We start from the raw sequence: 17,428 nt of genomic DNA, 5'->3' as shown, positions 1-17,428 counted from the left end.
GGGCGGGCGGCCGGCGCGGTGACCCGGCGGTGCCCGTTGCGCCGCGCCGGCTCCGCACCCGGCTCGGGCACGGTCAGCGGTACGTCGTAGCGCGCGTCACGCCGCTCCTCCGGGCTGCTCACGAACGCTCCTGGACGGTCGAGCGGACCTGCCGGATGCTCTCCAGCACCAGCTGCTCCGCGGCGGCGAGCTGGTCCCGGGTCACCACCACGCCGCCGTGGTGGGCGCGGATGAAGTCCTCGAAGGCGGCGGCGGTGGAACGGGGGGTGAAGCCGTACTCGCGCTCCAGCCGGCTGGTGTCGACCACCCGGCCGTGCACGAAGAGGTCGACCTGGTCCAGGCCGTAGCGCCCGAAACCCATGGTGCGGGCGACCGCGGCCACCCCGGCCAGGCCCGGCTCCAGCACCGGCAGCGCCACCCGACCGGCCCGGCGGATCGCCTGGGACAGCGACAGCACGCCCGGCCCGGCGACGTTGTAGGTCCCCGGGTGCTCCTCGGCGACCGACCGGTGCAGCACCTCCAGGGCGTCGTCGAAGTGGACGAACTGCAGGCGCGGGTCGCGGCCGAAGACGGTGGGCACCACCGGCTGGGAGAAGTAGCGGGTGAGCGTGGTGTCGGCCGCGTACCCGATGAACGGGGCGAAGCGCAGCACGGTGGCGGTGACGTCGGGCCGGCGGCGGCGGAACCCCCGCACGTATCCCTCGATGTCGAGGATGTCGCGGCCGAAACCGCCGCGCGGCACCTCGCGCGGCTCGGTCTCCTCGGTGAAGACGGCCGGGTCGCGGAACGACACCCCGTACGCGGCGGTCGACGAGCGGACCACGAGCTTGCGCAGCCGGGGCGCCCGCTGACAGGCGGCGAGCAGCTGCATCGTGCCGATGACGTTCTGCTCCTTCATCCCCGTCCGGCCGCCGAGCTGCGGATCGGGGGCGGAGACCAACGCCAGGTGCACCACGGCGTCGACGTCGAGGTCGGCCAGGAGACCGCCGAGCGAGTCGAGGTCGATGCGGACCCGCTCGACGTCCGAGAGCAGGTCGGTCAGCTCGGGGTTGGGCGGAGCCGGGTCGACGCCGATGACGCGCTCGATGCGTGGGTCGGCGGCGAGCCGGGCGGCGACGTTCGCGCCGAGGTAGCGGCCGACCCCGGTGACGACGACGACCCCCGGAGCACCGGAGGTGCCACCGGGGGTCATGTCGTGCGCCTTGCGCGGCAGGCGGGATCGAGCCGGGACGTCCGCGGCCTGATCACCTGAGCCTCCGAGGGTCGACAGTTGGCAAGTGGTGCCGGGTGCCGGGCCAGAGCCCGGCCCCGGTCACTTGCCGAGACGGCGACGCTGGACGCGGGTCTTGCGCAGCAGCTTGCGGTGCTTCTTCTTAGCCATGCGCTTGCGGCGCTTCTTGACCACCGAGCCCATACGACAGCCTTTCGATGCAACGTGCGGGGCGGACCGGGAGGCGCCACCGTCGGTGGCACCGTGCCCGCTTGCGGACAACGGACCGGACCAGCGAGGTGGGCAGGGCACACCAGGGTGCGGTCACGGTCGTGGTCCAGGGTAGCCGGAGTGCGTCAGCAGGACCAACGCGCCCCCGTCGATGCCCCTTTTCGTCGCACTCGGCGGACCGGCCGCCGAGGGGTCAGGCGGACTCCTGGAACGCGCCCCGGAGGTATTCGTGCACGGCGTGCTCGGGCACCCGGAACGACCGGCCGACGCGCACCGCGGTCAGCTCACCGCTGTGCACGAGACGGTAGACCGTCATCTTGGAGACCCGCATGACCGTCGCCACCTCGGCGACGGTCAGGAACCTGACATCCGACAGCCGTGCGTCGGACTGCGACCCGGCCATGGCTCACCGACCCATTCCCGTGCCCGGCGCGTGTCACCGGGCAGGTGCTCCCGCCTCGACGAGCGACGCGCGTGTAACCAGTACGGTAGCGGGACGGCTGTGACCAGCGCGATCCCTTCTCTCGTTTGATCATGGCGGGACGGCCGTTCACCCGGTGTCCACCAGGGCTTTTTCGCCCGGACGGGTGGCTCGTCCCGTTCCCGTTCGTGGGACCGGTGGCTGGCTACTCGGCGCGCAGCGCCACCACCGGGTCGAGCCGGCCGGCCCGCTGCGCCGGCACCACGCCGAACACGATGCCCACCGCCGCCGAGACGCCGAAGGCGAGCGCCAGCGACCACCAGGTGATCGCCGCCGGGATCGGCGAGAACGCGTCGACCAGCAGCGCGGTGCCGACGCCGAGCGCCATCCCGGTCAGGCCGCCGATCGAGGTGAGCAGCACCGCCTCCAACAGGAACTGCACGCCGATGTCCCGGGGGCGCGCGCCGACCGCCTTGCGCAGGCCGATCTCGCGGGTGCGTTCGCGTACCGAGACCAGCATGATGTTCGAGACGCCGACGCCGCCGACCAGCAGCGAGATGCCGGCGATGGCGGCCAGGACGCCGGTGAGCACACCCAGGATGTCGCCGAGCACACCCAGGATCTGCTGCTGGGTGACGGCGCTGAACTCGGTGTCCGGGTGCCGACGGGACAGCTCCGCCACGATCCGCTCGCCGAGCTGGTCGATCCGCTCCCGGTCCGGCGCCTTGACCGCGATTCCGTCGATCCGCTGGGTGCCCCACAGCCGCTGCGCGGCGGTCACCGGTACGTGCACCTCGTCGTCCCGGTCCACGCCGAGGCTCTGCCCCAGCGGCGCGAAGACGCCGATCACCCGGAACCGCACGCCGGCGAGGGTGACCTGCTGGCCGAGCGGGTCCCGCTCGGGGAAGAGCGACCGGGCCACCGACGAGCCGAGCACCGCCACCCGACGGCTGGTGTCGACGTCGGCGCCGGTCAGGTAGCGACCCCGGGACAGCGACCGGGTGAACACCGACGGGGTGGTCTCCAGCACGCCCTGCACGGTGGTGAAGTCCGACCGGTTGCCGGCGCGGGCGGTCGCGCCGGAGGCGACCGTCACGGCCACCCGGCCGGGGTCGCCGACCACCCGGGAGACGGCGTCGACGTCCTTGAGGTCCAACGGCGACACCACCGGGGCGGTGCCCACCTCGATCTTTCCGGGCACCACCAGGAGCAGGTTCGAGCCGAGCCCTTCGACCTGCTGCTCCACCTGCTGCTTGGTGCCGGTGCCGATGGCCACCAGGATCACCACCGAGGCGACCCCGATGATCACGCCGAGCATGGTCAGCAGGCTGCGCATCCGGTTGGCCCGCAGCGCGTCCAGCGCCACCCGCCAGGCCTCGGCCACCCTCATCCGGCACCCCCGGCGCCGGCGCGCGGAAGGCGCCCGGTGGCTCCGGTGGCGCCACCGGAGCCACCGGGCGGGTGCCCCGGGCCGCTTCCGGACGCGGACCGGGGCTCCGCGCTGGGAGCGGGGTCCAGTGTCGCAGGTGCGCCGGAACCGCCCGACCCCGGTCGATCATGACGGGTGTCGGAGCGGATCAGCCCGTCCCGGACGGCGATCCGGCGGCGCGCCCGGGCGGCCACCTCCTGGTCGTGCGTGACCATCACCAGGGCCACCCCGGACTCGGCGTTCAACCGCTCCAGCAGCTCCAGCACCGCCTCGCCGGTGGCGCTGTCCAGGTTGCCGGTGGGCTCGTCGGCGAGCAGCACCGCCGGCTCGGTGACCAACGCCCGGGCGATCGCCACCCGCTGCTGCTCGCCGCCGGAGAGCTGGTTGGGCCGGTGGTGCAACCGGTGGGAGAGCCCGACCCGGCCGAGCATCGCCGCCGCCCGTTCCCGGCGCTGCCGCGCGCCGACGCCCCGGTAGACCAGCGGCAGCGCCACGTTGTCCACCGCGGACGTCCGGGCCAGCAGGTGGAACGCCTGGAAGACGAAGCCGATGGTCTCGTTGCGCAGCGTCGCCAGCTCCGGGGCGGTCAGCGTGGCCACGTCCCGACCCCCGATCACCAGCCGGCCCCCGGTGGGCCGGTCCAGCCCGCCGAGCAGGTGCATCAGCGTGGACTTGCCGGAACCGGACGGGCCGATCACCGCCACGTACTCGCCCTGGTCGATGGTGAGCGAGACGCCGCGCAGCGCGGACACCGACACCCCGTCCAGCTCGTACGTGCGCGAGACGTCGACCGCCTCGACCGCGGCGACGGTCACGGGAGTTCCTGGCCGTCGCGGACCTGGTCGGCGCCGCGCACCACCACCCGGTCGCCGGCCCGCACCCCGTCCACGATCTGCACCAGGTCCTGACCCTGCACGCCGACCGTCACCGGGACCCGGTCCGCGCGTCCGTCGCGCAGCACCCAGACCGCGTCCCGCCCGTCCGCGGAGAACACCGCCGAGGCCGGTACGGCCACCGCGTCGGCGGCCTCCCGCACCCGGAGCCGGACCACCGCGTTCATCCCGGGGCGGGGCGCGGGCGCGGCCTCCGCCTCACCGAGCCGACCGGCCCCCAGGTCGAGCCGGACCCGGTAGGTGACCCCGCCCCGGGCCGAGCTGGTGGGCAACACGTCGACGGACCGCACCGTGGCCTCGTAGGTCGCGCCGGTCACCGCGTCCAACTCGACCGAGGCGGGCACCCCGGCCCGGACCAGCAGCACGTCGGTCTCGTCGACCTCGGCGAGCAGGCCCAGCCGCCCGGTGTCCACCACCGTGAGCACCGGGGTGCCGGCGGTGACCCGCCCACCGGCCGGCACCGCGTCGTCGACCCCGGCCGGCGGGCCACCCTGACCGGCCGCGCCCAGCGCCGACGGGTCCAGACCGGGCACCGCCCCGCCCCCGGCCGCGCCGAGCAGCCCGGCGAGGTCGGACGGCGCGGCCGCCCGGGTGCCACCCGGCTGCACCACACCGCCGATCGGGGCACGCAGCGTCAACGCGTCGACGGTCGCCTTCGCCAGGTCGTACGCCTGCTGGGCCTGGAGGCGCTGCGCGGCCGACAGCGCGCCGACGGCGCTGTTCAGGCCCGCCACGCCGCGCTGCACGGCGGTGACCGCGCGGTCGGCGGCGCGGGCGGCCGACTCGTACTGCTGCTGCGCCGACCGGACCTGGAGCAGCAGCGCGGCGCGCAACTGCGGGTCGCCGACCTTGCCCGCGGCGGCGCGGGCGGCGGCGAACGCCTCGTCCGCGGCCTTGTCGGTGCCGCGCCGGCTACCGCCCAGGTCGCCGACGCCGACGCCCCGGCCGGCGCGCTTCGCCGCGCGCAACGCCTCCCGCGCCTGCGCCAGCCGGTCCCGGGCGGCCGGCGAGTCGATCACCGCGAGCACCTGCCCGCGGGACACCCGCTGTCCTGGTTGGACCCGCAGGCTCGCCAGCGTGCCGTCGGCGGGGGCGGTGAGGGTGGCCGCGGCCCGGGCGGTCACCGTGGCCGGCGCGTCGATCACCTCGCTCACCGGCGCGCGGCCGACCGGGGCGACGGCGACGGCGGAGGTGTCGTCACCGCAGGAGGCGGCGGTGGTGCCGGTCAGGGCGACGACGGCGAGCAGGGCGGTGACGAGACGGGGGCGGCGGGCCGCGGGCAGCCGCGGCGAGGGAGTGCGGGCCACCCGGCCCATGCTACGACCCGTCGACCGGCGTCGACGGGTCAGCCGGCGGCGGTTCGCACGTAGGCGACGCAGTCGTCCTGCAACGCCGACCACGGGTCACCGAACACCTCGTCGGCGGCCTCGGCCGGGGACCGGCGCTGGTGCACCACGGCCCGGAAGAAGTCCAGCACCCGCTGCTCGCCGTAGCGGTCGACCAGGTGCCGCACGGCCAGATACCCGACGCCGTAGGCGCCGCCGACCCGGTCGTCGCTCGCGTCGTCGGCCGGAGCCACCGCGTCCAGCCGGCCGGACCACCCGCCCCGGAGCAGCTTGCGCACCTCGGCCAGGCCCTCGTAGCGGTCGACCGGCTGGCCGTCTGTGCCGGCGTACTCGGCCAGCCCCTCCACCAGCCACCAGCTCGCCCGATCCGCGTAACCCTGCTCCGGCAGCGAGGCGGCGTGGGTCAGCTCGTGCCGCAGCAGGTCGTCCACTCCGGCCGGGGAGAGGCTCTGCGCGTTGAGCACGACGTCGTGCCGCCCCCCACCGACGCCCACCGCGTACCCGGCGGTCCACTTCGGTCGGCCACCGCCGTACCACCGCTGCCACTCCGCCCGCCCGGCGTAGAAGACCAGGTAGCGGTCCGGAGGCGTGCCGTCGACCGCGTACCGGTCCGCGGCCCGGGCGGCCGACTCCGCCTGCGCCAGCAACCCCGGCAGCTTGGCCCGCTGGACCGGCGTGGTGGCCACCACCGCCCGCTTGCCCACCGCGACGGCCAGGTCGCTGACCTCCCACGGGCGTACGCCGGTCGGATCCGTCCGGGACGGCTCCAGGGCGGCCAGTCGCGGCTCCTCCCCCACCACCCGCCACCGGGTGCCCATCGTCGCCGTGCTCGGCCCGCAGCCCGGCACCACGAAGCAGTAGCCCACGGTCACCGTCAACCGCCACTCCCCGGGCCGCCCGTCGACGGCCACCGGCACACCGACGGCGGCGGGTCGCCACACGCTGGTCCGCAGCGCGCGCAACGCCGCGTACCGCTTGGTGAGCGCCGGCCGGGCCGCCGGCTCGGCCACCGCGAGGAAGCCGGCCCGGTCGCCGCCGAGCAGCGCGCCGGCCTGCCGGTCGAGCTGCGCGACCATCCGCTCGGCGAGCCGCCGCTGCTCCGGCGTACCCCGGTCCTCCCGGCCCGCGGCCGGCCGCCCGGCCGCGTCGGGCGCCAACTGCCGCAGGAGTACGCCGGGCACCGCGCCCGCCGTCAGCCCGAGGGCCAGGCCGAGGGCGGTCCAGAGCGGCCAGCGTCGTTTCTTCGCCACCCTCCCGATCGGGGCAGGCGCATGGGGTACGGCCACCTGCGGTGGCATCGAGGGCGGCGTCGTCGAAGGCGGCGTCGCCGTGGGCGGCGGCGCCGTGGGCGGCGTCGCCATGGGCGGCGGCGCCGTGGGCGGCGTCGCCGTGGGCGGCGGCGCCATGGGCGGCGGCGCCGTGGGCGGCGGCGCCGTGGGCGACGTCGTCGAAGGCGACGGCGCCTGGCGGGGCGCGTCGGCGCCTTCCTCGGGCGCGGCCGCTGCCGGAGGGGATGCGGGCGTGATCGGCTCGGGCACTGTCGGCCTCGCGGACGGGGCGGCCGGCACCTGCGCGGACGCGACCGCACTCGGCGTCGGGTTGGCCGGGCTCGATTCCGGGGCGGATGCGACCTCGCCCGACTCGGAGGTGACCGCGCCCGACTCGGAGGCGCCCGTGCCCGACTCGGGGACGACGGCACTCGACTCGGGGACGACCGCCCCCGACTCGGGGACGACGGCACCCGACTCGGAGGCGGCCGGCCTCGGGGCGGGGACGACCGCACCGTGCTCGGAGGCGGCGGCACCGGGATCAGGGGTGGCCGGCCTCCGGGCGGGGGCGACCGCACCTGGCCCGGGGACGACGGCACTCGGCTCGAGGGCGACGACACCCGGCTCGGGGGCGGCCGGCCTCGGGGCGGGAAGGCCCGCGTCCGGCTCGGGTGCAGCCGGGATCGGGACGGGAACGAATGCGCTCGAATCGGGTGCGGCCAGTGCAGGAGCGGGCGCGGTGGCGCTCGACCCGGACGAGGCCACGCTCGACCCGGACGAGGCCAGGTCGGGTCTAGGGGCGGTCGCGCGGGGTGCGGGTGCTGTCGGTCCGGGGGCGGTCGGTCCGGAGGCGGTCGGTCCGGAGGCGGTCGGTCCGGAGGCGGTCGGTCCGGAGGCGGTCGGTCCGGAGGCGGTCGGTCCGGAGGCGGTCGGTCCGGGGGCAGGGACCGTCGCGACCGGGCGGGGTGTGACCTGCGCCGACGGCTCACGGCTCGCCGGGTCCGGACTCCCGACCGGGGTCGGATCGGGTGACGCGTCGACGCGCGGGCGTGGCCCCTCGCCGTCGCTCCCGGCGCGTGGCTCGTCGCCGTCGGCTGCCCGGCCGGGAGGCTCCTCGTCGCCGTCGGTCACCGGCGAAGGGTACGACCAATCGGGCGTTCCGGGAAAGAGTCCTCCCCGTAATCCCTGCCTCCCCCACCCGGCACCGCGCCGCACCGGCACCGTGCATCGATCTTGGAGTTGTGGCGCCCAGCATGTCCGATTGACCCGTTATCCGAGGTGCCACAACCCCAAGATCGACGGGGACCCGGGCCAGGGCGTCGGACCCCGAGCCAGATCTTGGAAGGAAACGGCCCTCATAGGGGCCTCAAACTTCCAAGATCCAGCCGTGTGTCGAGATCTTGGTACCGATCCGCCCCTCCGAGGGCGGATCGGTACCAAGATCGGCCGCGCGCCTCGCTCGGAGGGCGGGTCAGATCGGGTTGCCGGAGCGGACGAGGAGGGCCTTGTCGACGGCCCAGAGCAGCACCAGGGCCGCGCCGGGAAGTGGGTGACCGGCCAGGGCCAGCAGGACGCCGCCGCCGAGGAAGCAGGCCGCCTGCACGCCCAGCTTGGCCGGGGCGGGCAGCGCCACGGTCGCCCGGGGCGAGCAGAACACGCCCCAGACGACGGCGATCACCAGCGGCGCACCGAGGCCGGCGAGCAGCCGCACCGGCCAGCCGGCGTCGAGCGTGAAGCCCCAGAGTCCGGCCGCCGCGAGCAACGCCAGCTCCAGCAGGAAGATCAGGCCCAGCAGCAGCGCCTTCATCGGGACCGCCAGCCGCGGTAGGCGAGGTCCAGCCCGTCGACCATCTGGTCGAACGAGCGGTCGACGTCGCGGGGCAGCCCGAACCCGCCCGCCGCCTCCAGGGAGACGAAGCCGTGCACGGTGGCCCGGAACATCCGGGTGGCGTCGACGGCCGCGTCGCCGTCGAGGCCGTACCCGCGCAGGATCGCGAAGATCGCGCCGACCGCACGTTCGGCGGCGGCCAGGTGCTCGGGGTCGGCCGGGTCGGGCGCGCGCTGGGCGGCCGGGTAGCGGCCGGGGTGCCGGTGGGCGTACGCCCGGTAGGCGGCGGCGACGGCGCGCAACGCGTCGTCGCCGGCCCGACCCGCGGCGGCGGCGGTCAGCACGTCCGCCATCTCGGCGGCGGCGAGCACGGCGAGCTTCTGGTGCAGCGCGTCCACGCCCCGCACGTGCTTGTAGAGGCTGGGGAGCGCGACGCCGAGCCGGCCGGCGAGCGCGGCCAGGGTCAGCCGGTCGTAGCCGACCTCGTCGGCGAGCACGGCGGCCTCCCGGACCACCGTCGCGGGGGTCAGGCCGGCCCTAGGCACGCGCGGTCGCCGTCAGGAACTCGGCCAGGTCGGCTGCGGTGGCGTCGGGCTGGTCGGCGTGCGGGTAGTGGCCGGAGTCGGCGATCATGCGCGCCTCGGCGACGGCGAACTGCCGACGGGCGGCGCGGGCCTCGGCGCCCGGGTCGGGGAAGTCCGGGTCCTTCGTGCCCATCAGCACCAGCACCGGTTGCCGCACCTCGGGCGCCCGCGTGGTCCAGTGCGGGTCGACCGGCGCGATCACCCCGCGCACCGCGTCCATCCGGCCGCGCAGCCTGGCGACCATCTCCTTGCGGTACGCGGCGTCGTCGGCCGGTCGGCCACACGGGAAGAGCGTGCGGTGGAACAGCCCGAACAGCCGGGGGCTGCGGAGCACGGCCGCCTGGGCGGCCCGCATCGCCAGGTTCGGCTTCGGGGCGGCGACGAACGGGCTGATCTGCACGATGCCGCTGACCAGGTCGGGCGCGTCGGCGGCGGCGAAGACGACGCCGGCCCCGCTGGACGAGCTACCGACCAGCGTGGCCGGCCCACCGCCGAGCGCCCGGACCACGGCGAGCAGGTCGCCGCCGACCTCGGCCGGGGCGTACGTGGGCCAGTGCGGGCTGGAGTCGCCGTGCCCCCGTACGTCGATCGAGGCGACCCGGTAGCCGGCCGCCACCAGTCGGGGGGTCAGGTGCCGGAAGGCCGCCCGGTTCTCCCCCATGCCGTGCGCGAGCACGACCAGCGGCCCCGCCCCGTGCACCTCGTACGCGATCGTCCCGCCGTCCCGCGCCACCTGGCTAACCGTCATAGCCATAAAGCTAATGCCGTTAGCCTTACCGGTCAAGGCTCACTTCTTCGAGACCACCGCGCGGCCGAAGAACATCAGGTTGGCCGGGCGCTCGGCGAGCCGGCGCATCAGGTAGCCGTACCACTGGTCGCCGTAGGGGACGTAGGTGCGGACCGTGTAGCCCTCGCCGACCAGGCGCTTCTGCTCCTCCGGGCGGATGCCGTAGAGCATCTGGAACTCGAACCGCCCCGGGTCGCGGTCGAACCAGCGGGCCCGGTCCTCGCCGATGGCGATCAGGCGCGGGTCGTGGGTGGCCAGCATCGGGTAACCGTCGCCGGCCATCAGCACGTTCATGCAGCGCACGTAGGACTTGTCCACCTCGCGGGCGGACTGGTACGCCACCGACTCGGGCTCCTTGTACGCGCCCTTGCACAGCCGCACCCGGGACCCGGCCGCGGACAGCTCGCGGCAGTCCGACTCGGTCCGCCGCAGGTACGCCTGGAGCACCGCGCCGGTCGACGGGTGGTCCTTGCGCAGCTTGGCCAGGATGTCCAGGGTCGAGTCGGTGGTGGTGTGGTCCTCCATGTCCAGGGTGACCGTGGTGCCGGCCGCGTCGGCCGCCGCGCAGATCTGCCGCGCGTTGTCGTACGCGAACTGCTCGTCGAACGCCTGGCCGAGCGCGGACAGCTTCACGCTGACCTCGGCGGCCGGAGTGAGGCCGGCGGCCCCGAGCAGGCGCAGCAGCGTGAGGTACTCGTCCCGGGTGGCGTTCGCCTGCTCCGGGGTGGTGGTGTCCTCGCCCAGGTAGTCGAGGGTGACCGCTTGGCCGTCGGCGACGAGTGCGCGGGTCGCGCGCAGCGCGTCGTCCGTGGCGGCGCCGGCGACGAACCGGCGGACGACGTCCCGGGTGAACGGGGCCGTCGCGACGAGCCGCTCCACCTGGGTTGACCGGGAGGCGGCGAGGATGACGGAACGGAGCATGAGCCGAGCGTAACGCCCGGCCCGGGGCCCTCGCCGGGCACGGCGGCCAACCTCACTCGGCATGCGAACCCGGGACGCGGGGCACCGGCGCTGGCGGCCATCGGCTACAACGTTCACGTGGATCGACGACACCCCCGGCGCCGGCTCCGCTCGGCCACCGTGCAGCTCGGCGCGCTGACCGCGCTGGCCCTCGCGCTCACCGGTTGCAACAACGGCTACGACGACGACGATGACGACTGCGCACTCGGCCCGGCCGGCGGGGGCGGCGACACCGTCGCCGTGGCCCTGCGCGTCCCGGCCCCGGCCACCGCCGCACGCGGGGACACGGCCCCGGCCGCCGCGCTGCCCGACCGGGGCGGCTTCGGCACCCACCTCGCCTCCTGCGGCGGCTGACGTGCGCCGCGAGGCGAGCACCCCGCGCCCCGACTGGGACGACACCATCCGGACCCAGGGCCTGGTGTACGTGGACACCGAGCTGCCCGACGGCGAGATCATGTCGTACTGGGACGAGACCGCGGCCTACTCCTTCACGCTGGACGAGGTGCTCCGGCTGGAGGAGGCGACCGAGGAGCTGCACCGGATGTCCGTCGCCGCCGCCGAGCACGTGGTGGCCCGCCGCCGCTACGCCGAGTTCGGCATCCCGGACTGGGCCGCCGAGGCGGTCGCCCGCTCGCTGCGGGAGGCACCGCCGACGCTCTACGGCCGGTTCGACCTCTGGTACGACGGCAGCTGGCCGCCGAAGATGCTGGAGTACAACGCCGACACCCCGACCGCGCTGGTCGAGGCGAGCATCGTGCAGTGGTACTGGCTGGAGGACACCCGCCCGGACGCGGACCAGTGGAACAGCCTGCACGAGCGGCTGACCGCCTCGTGGGCCAAGATCGGCGCCGGGCTGCACGACCCCCGGGTGCACGTGCTCTGGTCGAACGAGGAGGAGTCGGGCGAGGACCAGATCACCGCCGGCTACCTGGCCGAGACCGCCCGCCAGGCCGGGCTGGACGTGACGCTCATGCCGATCCAGCACGTCGGCTGGGACGGGCGGCGCTTCGTCGACGCCGACGACCGGCCGATCACCACCTGCTTCAAGCTCTACCCTTGGGAATGGATGCTCGCCGAGCCGTACGGGCGGCCGGCGCTGGACCCGGGCACCCCGACCACCTGGATCGAGCCGGCCTGGAAGCTGCTGCTGTCGAACAAGGCGCTGCTGGCCGTGCTCTGGGAGCTGTACCCGGGCCACGAGCTGCTGCTGCCGGCATACCTCGACTCGCCGCGCGGAATGACCGAGTACGTGGCCAAGCCGCTGCTCGGCCGGGAGGGCGGTTCGGTACGCATCGTGACCGGCGGCACCGAGATCACCAACCCGGGGATCTACGGCGACGAGGGCTTCTGCTACCAGGAGTTTCGCGCGTTGCCCGAGTTCGCCGGCTACCGGACGGTGCTCGGCAGCTGGATCGTGGACGGCGGGTCGGCCGGCGCCGGGGTACGGGAGAGCGAGAGCCTCATCACTGACGGTTACGCGCGGTTCCTGCCCCACTACATCGACGCGCCGCGTCTGCCCTGAGTCGTCTACCGTTGGTGTCGTGAACTTCGACGCGTACGCCCGGACCGGGGTCGAGCTCGTCAACGCCCGGCTGGACGACCTCGACGGCCTGCGGGCCCTCTTCCCGGACGAGAACGCCTGGATGCGCGACGAGGTCGCGGAACGGGACCTGGCGATCTTCCGGCGGGCGCAGAAGCGCCTCCGGGACGTCTTCGCGTACGGCACCTCGGGGCGGGACGGGGAGGCGGTGGCGGAGCTGAACGCGCTGCTGGAGGCGTTCCCGGTGCAGCCGCGCATCTCCGGCCACGACTCCTCCGACTGGCACATGCACGTGACCAGCCGGGGCGCCTCGGTCTCCTCCGAATACCTGGCCGGCGCGGTCTGGGGGCTGTCGGTCTGGCTCTGCGAGTACGGCAGCGCCCGGTTCGGCGTCTGCGCGGACGAGCGCTGCGGCAACGTCTACCTGGACACCTCGTCCAACTGCTGCCGGCGGTTCTGCTCCGAGCGCTGCGCCACCCGCTCGCACGTGGCCGCGCACCGGGCCCGCAAGCGGGCCGCGGTCGGCGAGCAGGCGGTGCCGGCCCAGCCGCTCTCCCCGGTCATCTGACCCTCGGCCGGCGCGAGCCGGCTCAGGGCGTCGGCCGGCTCAGGGCGTCGGCCGGCTCAGGGCGTCGGCCGGCTCAGGGCGTCGGCCGGCTCAGGGCGTCGACCGGCGCGAGCCGTCGACCGGCGCGAGCCGTCGACCGGCGCGAGCCGTCGACCGGCGCGAGCCGTCGGCCGGCGCGGGCCGTCGAGCCGTCGACCGGCGCGGGGGCGGCTCAGGCGTCGACCGGTGAGGGCGCGGTCAGGTTGGCCCGGGCGAACTCCAGCGACTCCCGCAGATCCGCCTCGCGGACCGCGCGGCTCTTCGCGCCCCGGGTGGTGACCTCCACCGCCACCGAGCCGGTGAAGCCGCGCCCGGCCAGCGAGCGGAGCAGCTCCGCGCAGGGCTGGCCGCCCCGGCCGGGCACCAGGTGCTCGTCCCGCCCCTCGCCGGTGCCGTCGCCCAGGTGCACGTGCGCCAGGCCGGAGCCCATCCGGTCGGCCATGGCCAGCGCGTCCGTGTGCGAGGCCGCGCAGTGCGAGAGGTCGAGCGTGTAGGAGGCGTAGCCGGTGTCGGTCGGATCCCAGCCCGGCACGTACGGCACGAACTGCCGGCCAGCCATCCGCACCGGGAACATGTTCTCCACCGCGAAGCGCAGCCCGCCGAAGCGCCCGGCGATGGTGTCGAGCCCGTCGGCGAACGTGCGCGCGTAGTCGCGCTGCCAGGTGAACGGCGGGTGCACCACCACGGTCGGCGCCTCCAGCGTCTCGGCCAGCTCGGCGGCCCGCCGCAGCCGCTCCCACGGGTCGGCGCTCCACACCCGCTGGGTGACCAGCAGGCAGGGGGCGTGCACGGAGAGCACCGGGACGCCGTAGTGCTCGGACAGGCCTCGCAGCGCGCCCGGATCCTGGCTGACCGGGTCCGTCCAGACCATCACCTCGATGCCGTCGTACCCGAGCGCCGCGGCGAGCTGGAACGCCGCCGCGGTCCGTTCGGGGAAGACCGAGGACGTGGACAGGAGCACCGGGACGCGGGAAGTCACGCCTCTGAGGGTAGCCGCCCCCGCCAGGAGGCATCGGGACGAGCAGCCGCAAAGCGCCCAGAGCGGCCGCACGGATCACATCGGCGCGAGCTGATCCAACCGGCGCAGGATGACTCCCTCGCGCAGCGCCCAGGGGCAGATGTCCAGACTGTCGACGTCGAGCCGGCGCATGACCGCCTCGGCCACCACCGCGCCGGCCAGGAGCTGATGGGCCCGTTGCGCGCTGACCCCCTCCAACTCCGGCAACTGGGCCGGCGGGATGTGCCGAACGAACCCGAGCACCTGGCGCAGCCCGGTGCGGGTCAGGCTGCGCCGGGCCCAGAGACCGGCGCCGGACGGCGCGGCCCCGGCCAGCCGGGCCAGCGTGCGGAACGTCTTCGAGGTCGCGACCGGACGCTCCCAGCCCACCTCGGTCAACTGCTTCACCACCGGGTCGAGCTGCGCGTCCACGTACGCCCGCAGTTCCTCCACGGCCTCGGCCGGCGGCGGCAGCAGGCCGGCCGGGTCGACCGCCAGCCGCTCCCGGCTGAGCCGGCCCGCCCCGAGCGGCAGCGACACCGCGACGTCCGGGTGCTCGTCGATGCCGGCGGCCAGTTCCAGCGAGCCGCCGCCGATGTCCATCGCCAGCAGCCGCCCGGCGGACCAGCCGAACCACCGCCGCACCGCGAGGAACGTCATCCGCGCCTCGTCCGCGCCGGAGAGCACCTCCAGGCGTACGCCGGTCTCGTCGCGGACCCGGGCCAGCACCTCGCCGGCGTTGGTGGCGTCGCGGACCGCGCTGGTGGCGAACGCCAGCAGGTCCTCGGCGCCCAGCCCGTCGGCCGCCGCCCGGGCCATGCCGACGGCCTTGACCAGCCCGTCCGCCCCGGTGTCGGTCAGCGCGCCGTCCGGACCGATCTGCTCGGCCAGCCGCAGCACCACCTTCTCGGAGTGGGCCGGCCAGGGGTGGGCGCCGTGATGGGCGTCGACCACCAGCAGGTGCACCGTGTTGGAACCGACGTCGAGGACACCCAGTCGCATGGGAAGAACCCTAGGGGCAACACGTTTCGTCGGCTCGCCGGCCGGGCGGGGTGACCGCGCGTACGCTGGTCCGGGTGACAGGGCAGATCGAGCTTCACGTGCTGGTGGACGACCCCGACGACCCGCGCAGCCGCGAGGTCGGGCTGGACTTCCCGCGGGAGTGGATCGAGTTCGTCGACCCGGCCGACCCGAAGCACGTCGTCCGCGCCGACCTGACCTGGCTGCTGTCCCGCTGGACGTGCGTCTTCGGCCGGGGCTGCCACGGCATCATCGCCGGGCGGGCCGCCGACGGGTGCTGCTCGCACGGCGCGTTCTTCACCGACTCCGACGACGAGAAGCGGGTGCGGGCGGCGGTCAAGCGGCTGACGCCGGAGACCTGGCAGCACTTCCGCCGCGGCTTCAAGAACTGGACCGAGAACGACACGGTCGACGGCAAGACCCCGGCCCGGCGCACCGCCACCCGCGACGTCGACGCGCCGTGCGTGTTCCTCAACGACGCCGACTTCGCCGGTGGCGGCGGCTGCGCCCTGCACGCCCAGGCGCTGCGCGACGGCGTGCACCCGCTGGAATACAAGCCCGACGTCTGCTGGCAGCTGCCGGTGCGCCGCGACCAGGAGTGGCACACCCGGCCGGACAACACCAAGGTGCTGATCTCCACGCTCGCCGAGTTCGACCGGCGCGGCTGGGGCGCGGGCGGGCACGACCTGGACTGGTGGTGCACCTCGTCCACGGACGCGCACGTCGGCGCCGAGCCGATGTACCTCTCCTACGGGCCGGAGCTGACCGCGCTGGTCGGCGAGCCCGCGTACGCGAAGCTGGCCGAACTCTGCGCCGCCCGCTTCCGCCAGGGCCAGGTCGCCCCCCACCCGGCCAGCGAGTAAGGAAGGGCCCCTTATTAACGCCTCCGGTAGAGGAGGGGCCCCCTCTTAACGCTTCGGGAGCGCCGCGTCGATCAGGGCGTGTGCGCTCCGCTTCGCCGCGTCGGCGACCGCCGGGTCGCCGTCGAGCACTCCGCCGGCCAGCCCGCCGTCGAGCAGCAGGGTCAGCTGACGGGCCAGCAACTCCGGCTCGGCCGCCCCGGCCTGCCGGGCCAGGTCGGTCACCCAGGTCCGCACGGCGTTCTTGTGCGCGACGGTACGGGCGTGCACGGCGCTCCCGGCGGGCGACTCGGCCGCGGTGTTGATGAACGCGCAGCCGTGGTAGCCCTCGCGGCGGCAGGCGCCGCCGAGCGCGTCGAACATGCCGACGAGTTGCGCCCGGGGATCGTCACCGGCCTCCCGGGCCGCGTCCCGCAACGCGCCTGACCAGGCCAGGTCGACCTTGTCCAGGTACGCCAGGACCAGGTCGTCCTTGCGTGGGAAGTGCTTGTAGAGCGTGGCCTTGGCGACGCCCGACTCGGCGATCACCGTGTCCACCCCGACGCCACGGGGCCCGTACGCGTAGAACAGCCGGAACGCGGTCTCCAGGATGCGGTCCCGGGCGGTGCCGGCGGGCGTGCGGGCCATGGTTCCTCCTCCGTCGTTCGGCGAAGTCTACAGACCGGTACGTCTCCTCATCCTTCTAGTAGACAGACCTGTCTGTTAGTCTCGGTCGCATCGGGCGTGGCAGTCGTCGTCGCGCCGCAATCGGAGGACGGATTCGACATGCGCATCGCAGTACTGGGCACCGGCATGGTGGGGCGGGCCATCGCCGCTCGCACGGCCGAGCTGGGGCACGAGGTCGTCGTCGGCACCCGGGACGTCGCCGCCACACAGGCCGGAGACTGGGGCGAGTGGGCCGCCGGACATTCCGGCGTCACCCTGGCCGGCCACGCCGCCGCCACGGCCGAGGCTGATCTGGTGGTGAACGCGACCAGCGGCGACGGCTCCCTGCCCGCGTTGAACGCGGCGGGCGCGGAGAACCTGGCCGGCAAGGTCCTGCTCGACATCGCCAACCCGCTCGACTTCAGCAAGGGTTTTCCGCCCACCCTGTCGGTGGTCAACGACGACTCGCTCGCCGAGCGGATCCAGCGGGCGTTCCCCCGCACCCGGGTGGTCAAGGCGCTGAACACGCTCACGGCCGACCTGATGACGCACCCCCGGCAGCTCGCCGACGGTGACCACAGCGTCTTCGTCTCCGGCGACGACGCCGAGGCCAAGAAGGTGGTCGTCGACCTGCTCACCAGCTTCGGCCACACCGACGTGATCGACCTGGGCGACATCACCACGGCACGGGGCACCGAGATGCTGCTGCCGATCTGGCTGCGCCTCTACGGCCGGCTGGGCACTCCCCTGTTCAACGTCAAGGTCGTGCGCTGAATACGCGTGAAGGCCGGCACCCCGGGTT

19 protein-coding genes are annotated in these 17,428 nt (G+C 74.7%); 5 read left to right on the top strand and 14 right to left on the bottom strand.

Annotated elements, in window-relative coordinates; translation table 11 throughout:
• Positions 1–118: 118 nt before the first annotated feature.
• The 11 genes from GA0070622_RS05385 to GA0070622_RS05335 all read right to left on the bottom strand — a co-directional run bounded on the left by GA0070622_RS05385 (position 119) and on the right by GA0070622_RS05335 (position 10,918).
• Complete coding sequence (locus tag GA0070622_RS05385) at positions 119–1,192, bottom strand: NAD-dependent epimerase/dehydratase family protein (RefSeq protein ID WP_091569368.1); 1,074 nt, start codon at positions 1,190–1,192, stop codon at positions 119–121.
• 120 nt (positions 1,193–1,312) lie between these two features.
• The gene (locus GA0070622_RS05380) at positions 1,313–1,414 is read right to left on the bottom strand and encodes a 30S ribosomal protein bS22 (RefSeq protein ID WP_007465623.1); all 102 of its coding nucleotides are present in this window, start codon (positions 1,412–1,414) and stop codon (positions 1,313–1,315) included.
• Between the two features lie 220 nt (positions 1,415–1,634).
• Positions 1,635–1,844 carry a helix-turn-helix domain-containing protein gene (locus GA0070622_RS05375; protein WP_013288759.1) on the bottom strand — a complete coding sequence of 70 codons (210 nt, stop codon included), beginning with the start codon at positions 1,842–1,844 and terminating at the stop codon, positions 1,635–1,637.
• 223 nt (positions 1,845–2,067) lie between these two features.
• Positions 2,068–3,252 carry an ABC transporter permease gene (locus tag GA0070622_RS05370; protein WP_091569365.1) on the bottom strand — a complete coding sequence of 395 codons (1,185 nt, stop codon included), beginning with the start codon at positions 3,250–3,252 and terminating at the stop codon, positions 2,068–2,070.
• Entirely contained in the window at positions 3,249–4,106 is an 858-nt protein-coding gene (locus GA0070622_RS05365) for an ABC transporter ATP-binding protein (RefSeq protein WP_091569360.1), read from the bottom strand. Before GA0070622_RS05365 ends, GA0070622_RS05370 begins: the two co-directional genes overlap by 4 nt.
• Complete coding sequence (locus GA0070622_RS05360) at positions 4,103–5,500, bottom strand: efflux RND transporter periplasmic adaptor subunit (protein ID WP_091569356.1); 1,398 nt, start codon at positions 5,498–5,500, stop codon at positions 4,103–4,105. The genes GA0070622_RS05365 and GA0070622_RS05360 overlap by 4 nt, the downstream gene beginning before the upstream one ends.
• A 29-nt stretch (positions 5,501–5,529) precedes the next feature.
• Positions 5,530–6,780 (bottom strand): hypothetical protein, encoded by a 1,251-nt coding sequence (locus tag GA0070622_RS05355; RefSeq protein WP_141684525.1) that lies wholly within the window; start codon positions 6,778–6,780, stop codon positions 5,530–5,532.
• 1,489 nt (positions 6,781–8,269) lie between these two features.
• Positions 8,270–8,605: a YrdB family protein gene (locus tag GA0070622_RS05350; protein ID WP_091569350.1), complete on the bottom strand. Its 336-nt coding sequence runs from the start codon at positions 8,603–8,605 to the stop codon at positions 8,270–8,272.
• Positions 8,602–9,171, bottom strand: coding sequence for a TetR/AcrR family transcriptional regulator (locus GA0070622_RS05345; RefSeq protein WP_091569345.1), 570 nt, complete (start codon positions 9,169–9,171; stop codon positions 8,602–8,604). The genes GA0070622_RS05350 and GA0070622_RS05345 overlap by 4 nt, the downstream gene beginning before the upstream one ends.
• Entirely contained in the window at positions 9,164–9,958 is a 795-nt protein-coding gene (locus GA0070622_RS05340) for an alpha/beta fold hydrolase (RefSeq protein ID WP_091569341.1), read from the bottom strand. Before GA0070622_RS05340 ends, GA0070622_RS05345 begins: the two co-directional genes overlap by 8 nt.
• A 39-nt stretch (positions 9,959–9,997) precedes the next feature.
• The gene (locus GA0070622_RS05335) at positions 9,998–10,918 is read right to left on the bottom strand and encodes a proline dehydrogenase family protein (RefSeq protein ID WP_091569337.1); all 921 of its coding nucleotides are present in this window, start codon (positions 10,916–10,918) and stop codon (positions 9,998–10,000) included.
• A gap of 117 nt (positions 10,919–11,035) precedes the next feature.
• Here GA0070622_RS05335 and GA0070622_RS05330 point away from each other — a divergent pair, with 117 nt between their 5' ends.
• From GA0070622_RS05330 to GA0070622_RS05320, 3 genes are read left to right on the top strand one after another with little or no spacing between them, the layout of a single operon-like run.
• The gene (locus GA0070622_RS05330; protein ID WP_245666126.1) at positions 11,036–11,311 is read left to right on the top strand and encodes a hypothetical protein; all 276 of its coding nucleotides are present in this window, start codon (positions 11,036–11,038) and stop codon (positions 11,309–11,311) included.
• Position 11,312: 1 nt separating this feature from the next.
• The gene (locus GA0070622_RS05325) at positions 11,313–12,479 is read left to right on the top strand and encodes a glutathionylspermidine synthase family protein (protein ID WP_091569329.1); all 1,167 of its coding nucleotides are present in this window, start codon (positions 11,313–11,315) and stop codon (positions 12,477–12,479) included.
• Positions 12,480–12,498: 19 nt separating this feature from the next.
• Complete coding sequence (locus GA0070622_RS05320) at positions 12,499–13,065, top strand: CGNR zinc finger domain-containing protein (RefSeq protein WP_091569324.1); 567 nt, start codon at positions 12,499–12,501, stop codon at positions 13,063–13,065.
• Between the two features lie 211 nt (positions 13,066–13,276).
• Here GA0070622_RS05320 and GA0070622_RS05315 read toward each other — a convergent pair whose 3' ends face one another.
• Together GA0070622_RS05315 and GA0070622_RS05310 are read right to left on the bottom strand one after the other, a co-directional pair.
• Positions 13,277–14,083, bottom strand: coding sequence for a sugar phosphate isomerase/epimerase family protein (locus GA0070622_RS05315; protein WP_172967911.1), 807 nt, complete (start codon positions 14,081–14,083; stop codon positions 13,277–13,279).
• A gap of 75 nt (positions 14,084–14,158) precedes the next feature.
• Positions 14,159–15,103, bottom strand: a complete 945-nt coding sequence (locus tag GA0070622_RS05310) for a Ppx/GppA phosphatase family protein (RefSeq protein ID WP_091569317.1) — start codon at positions 15,101–15,103, stop codon at positions 14,159–14,161.
• Between the two features lie 74 nt (positions 15,104–15,177).
• Here GA0070622_RS05310 and GA0070622_RS05305 point away from each other — a divergent pair, with 74 nt between their 5' ends.
• Positions 15,178–15,984, top strand: coding sequence for a DUF3109 family protein (locus GA0070622_RS05305; RefSeq protein ID WP_091576909.1), 807 nt, complete (start codon positions 15,178–15,180; stop codon positions 15,982–15,984).
• Between the two features lie 45 nt (positions 15,985–16,029).
• On the opposite strand, the gene GA0070622_RS05300 is transcribed toward GA0070622_RS05305, so the two are convergent.
• Entirely contained in the window at positions 16,030–16,608 is a 579-nt protein-coding gene (locus tag GA0070622_RS05300) for a TetR/AcrR family transcriptional regulator (protein ID WP_091569313.1), read from the bottom strand.
• Positions 16,609–16,746: 138 nt separating this feature from the next.
• Between GA0070622_RS05300 and GA0070622_RS05295 the strand changes: the two genes are divergently transcribed.
• Positions 16,747–17,400: an NADPH-dependent F420 reductase gene (locus GA0070622_RS05295; RefSeq protein ID WP_091569310.1), complete on the top strand. Its 654-nt coding sequence runs from the start codon at positions 16,747–16,749 to the stop codon at positions 17,398–17,400.
• Positions 17,401–17,428: the final 28 nt, after the last annotated feature.

This window comes from Micromonospora sediminicola, assembly GCF_900089585.1.
Taxonomy (GTDB): Bacteria; Actinomycetota; Actinomycetes; order Mycobacteriales; family Micromonosporaceae; genus Micromonospora; species Micromonospora sediminicola.
The sequence above is the reverse complement of the archived record's forward strand: the minus strand, read 5'-3'. Positions and strand labels throughout refer to the sequence as shown.

Coding starts and splice junctions, on each gene's coding strand:
- GA0070622_RS05340 (WP_091569341.1), bottom strand. CDS start 9,958: ATGACGGTTAGCCAGGTGGCGCGGGACGGCGGGACGATCGCGTACGAG.
- GA0070622_RS05370 (WP_091569365.1), bottom strand. CDS start 3,252: ATGAGGGTGGCCGAGGCCTGGCGGGTGGCGCTGGACGCGCTGCGGGCC.
- GA0070622_RS05385 (WP_091569368.1), bottom strand. CDS start 1,192: ATGACCCCCGGTGGCACCTCCGGTGCTCCGGGGGTCGTCGTCGTCACC.
- GA0070622_RS05380 (WP_007465623.1), bottom strand. CDS start 1,414: ATGGGCTCGGTGGTCAAGAAGCGCCGCAAGCGCATGGCTAAGAAGAAG.
- GA0070622_RS05310 (WP_091569317.1), bottom strand. CDS start 15,103: ATGCGACTGGGTGTCCTCGACGTCGGTTCCAACACGGTGCACCTGCTG.
- GA0070622_RS05335 (WP_091569337.1), bottom strand. CDS start 10,918: ATGCTCCGTTCCGTCATCCTCGCCGCCTCCCGGTCAACCCAGGTGGAG.
- GA0070622_RS05375 (WP_013288759.1), bottom strand. CDS start 1,844: ATGGCCGGGTCGCAGTCCGACGCACGGCTGTCGGATGTCAGGTTCCTG.
- GA0070622_RS05300 (WP_091569313.1), bottom strand. CDS start 16,608: ATGGCCCGCACGCCCGCCGGCACCGCCCGGGACCGCATCCTGGAGACC.
- GA0070622_RS05360 (WP_091569356.1), bottom strand. CDS start 5,500: ATGGGCCGGGTGGCCCGCACTCCCTCGCCGCGGCTGCCCGCGGCCCGC.
- GA0070622_RS05295 (WP_091569310.1), top strand. CDS start 16,747: ATGCGCATCGCAGTACTGGGCACCGGCATGGTGGGGCGGGCCATCGCC.
- GA0070622_RS05350 (WP_091569350.1), bottom strand. CDS start 8,605: ATGAAGGCGCTGCTGCTGGGCCTGATCTTCCTGCTGGAGCTGGCGTTG.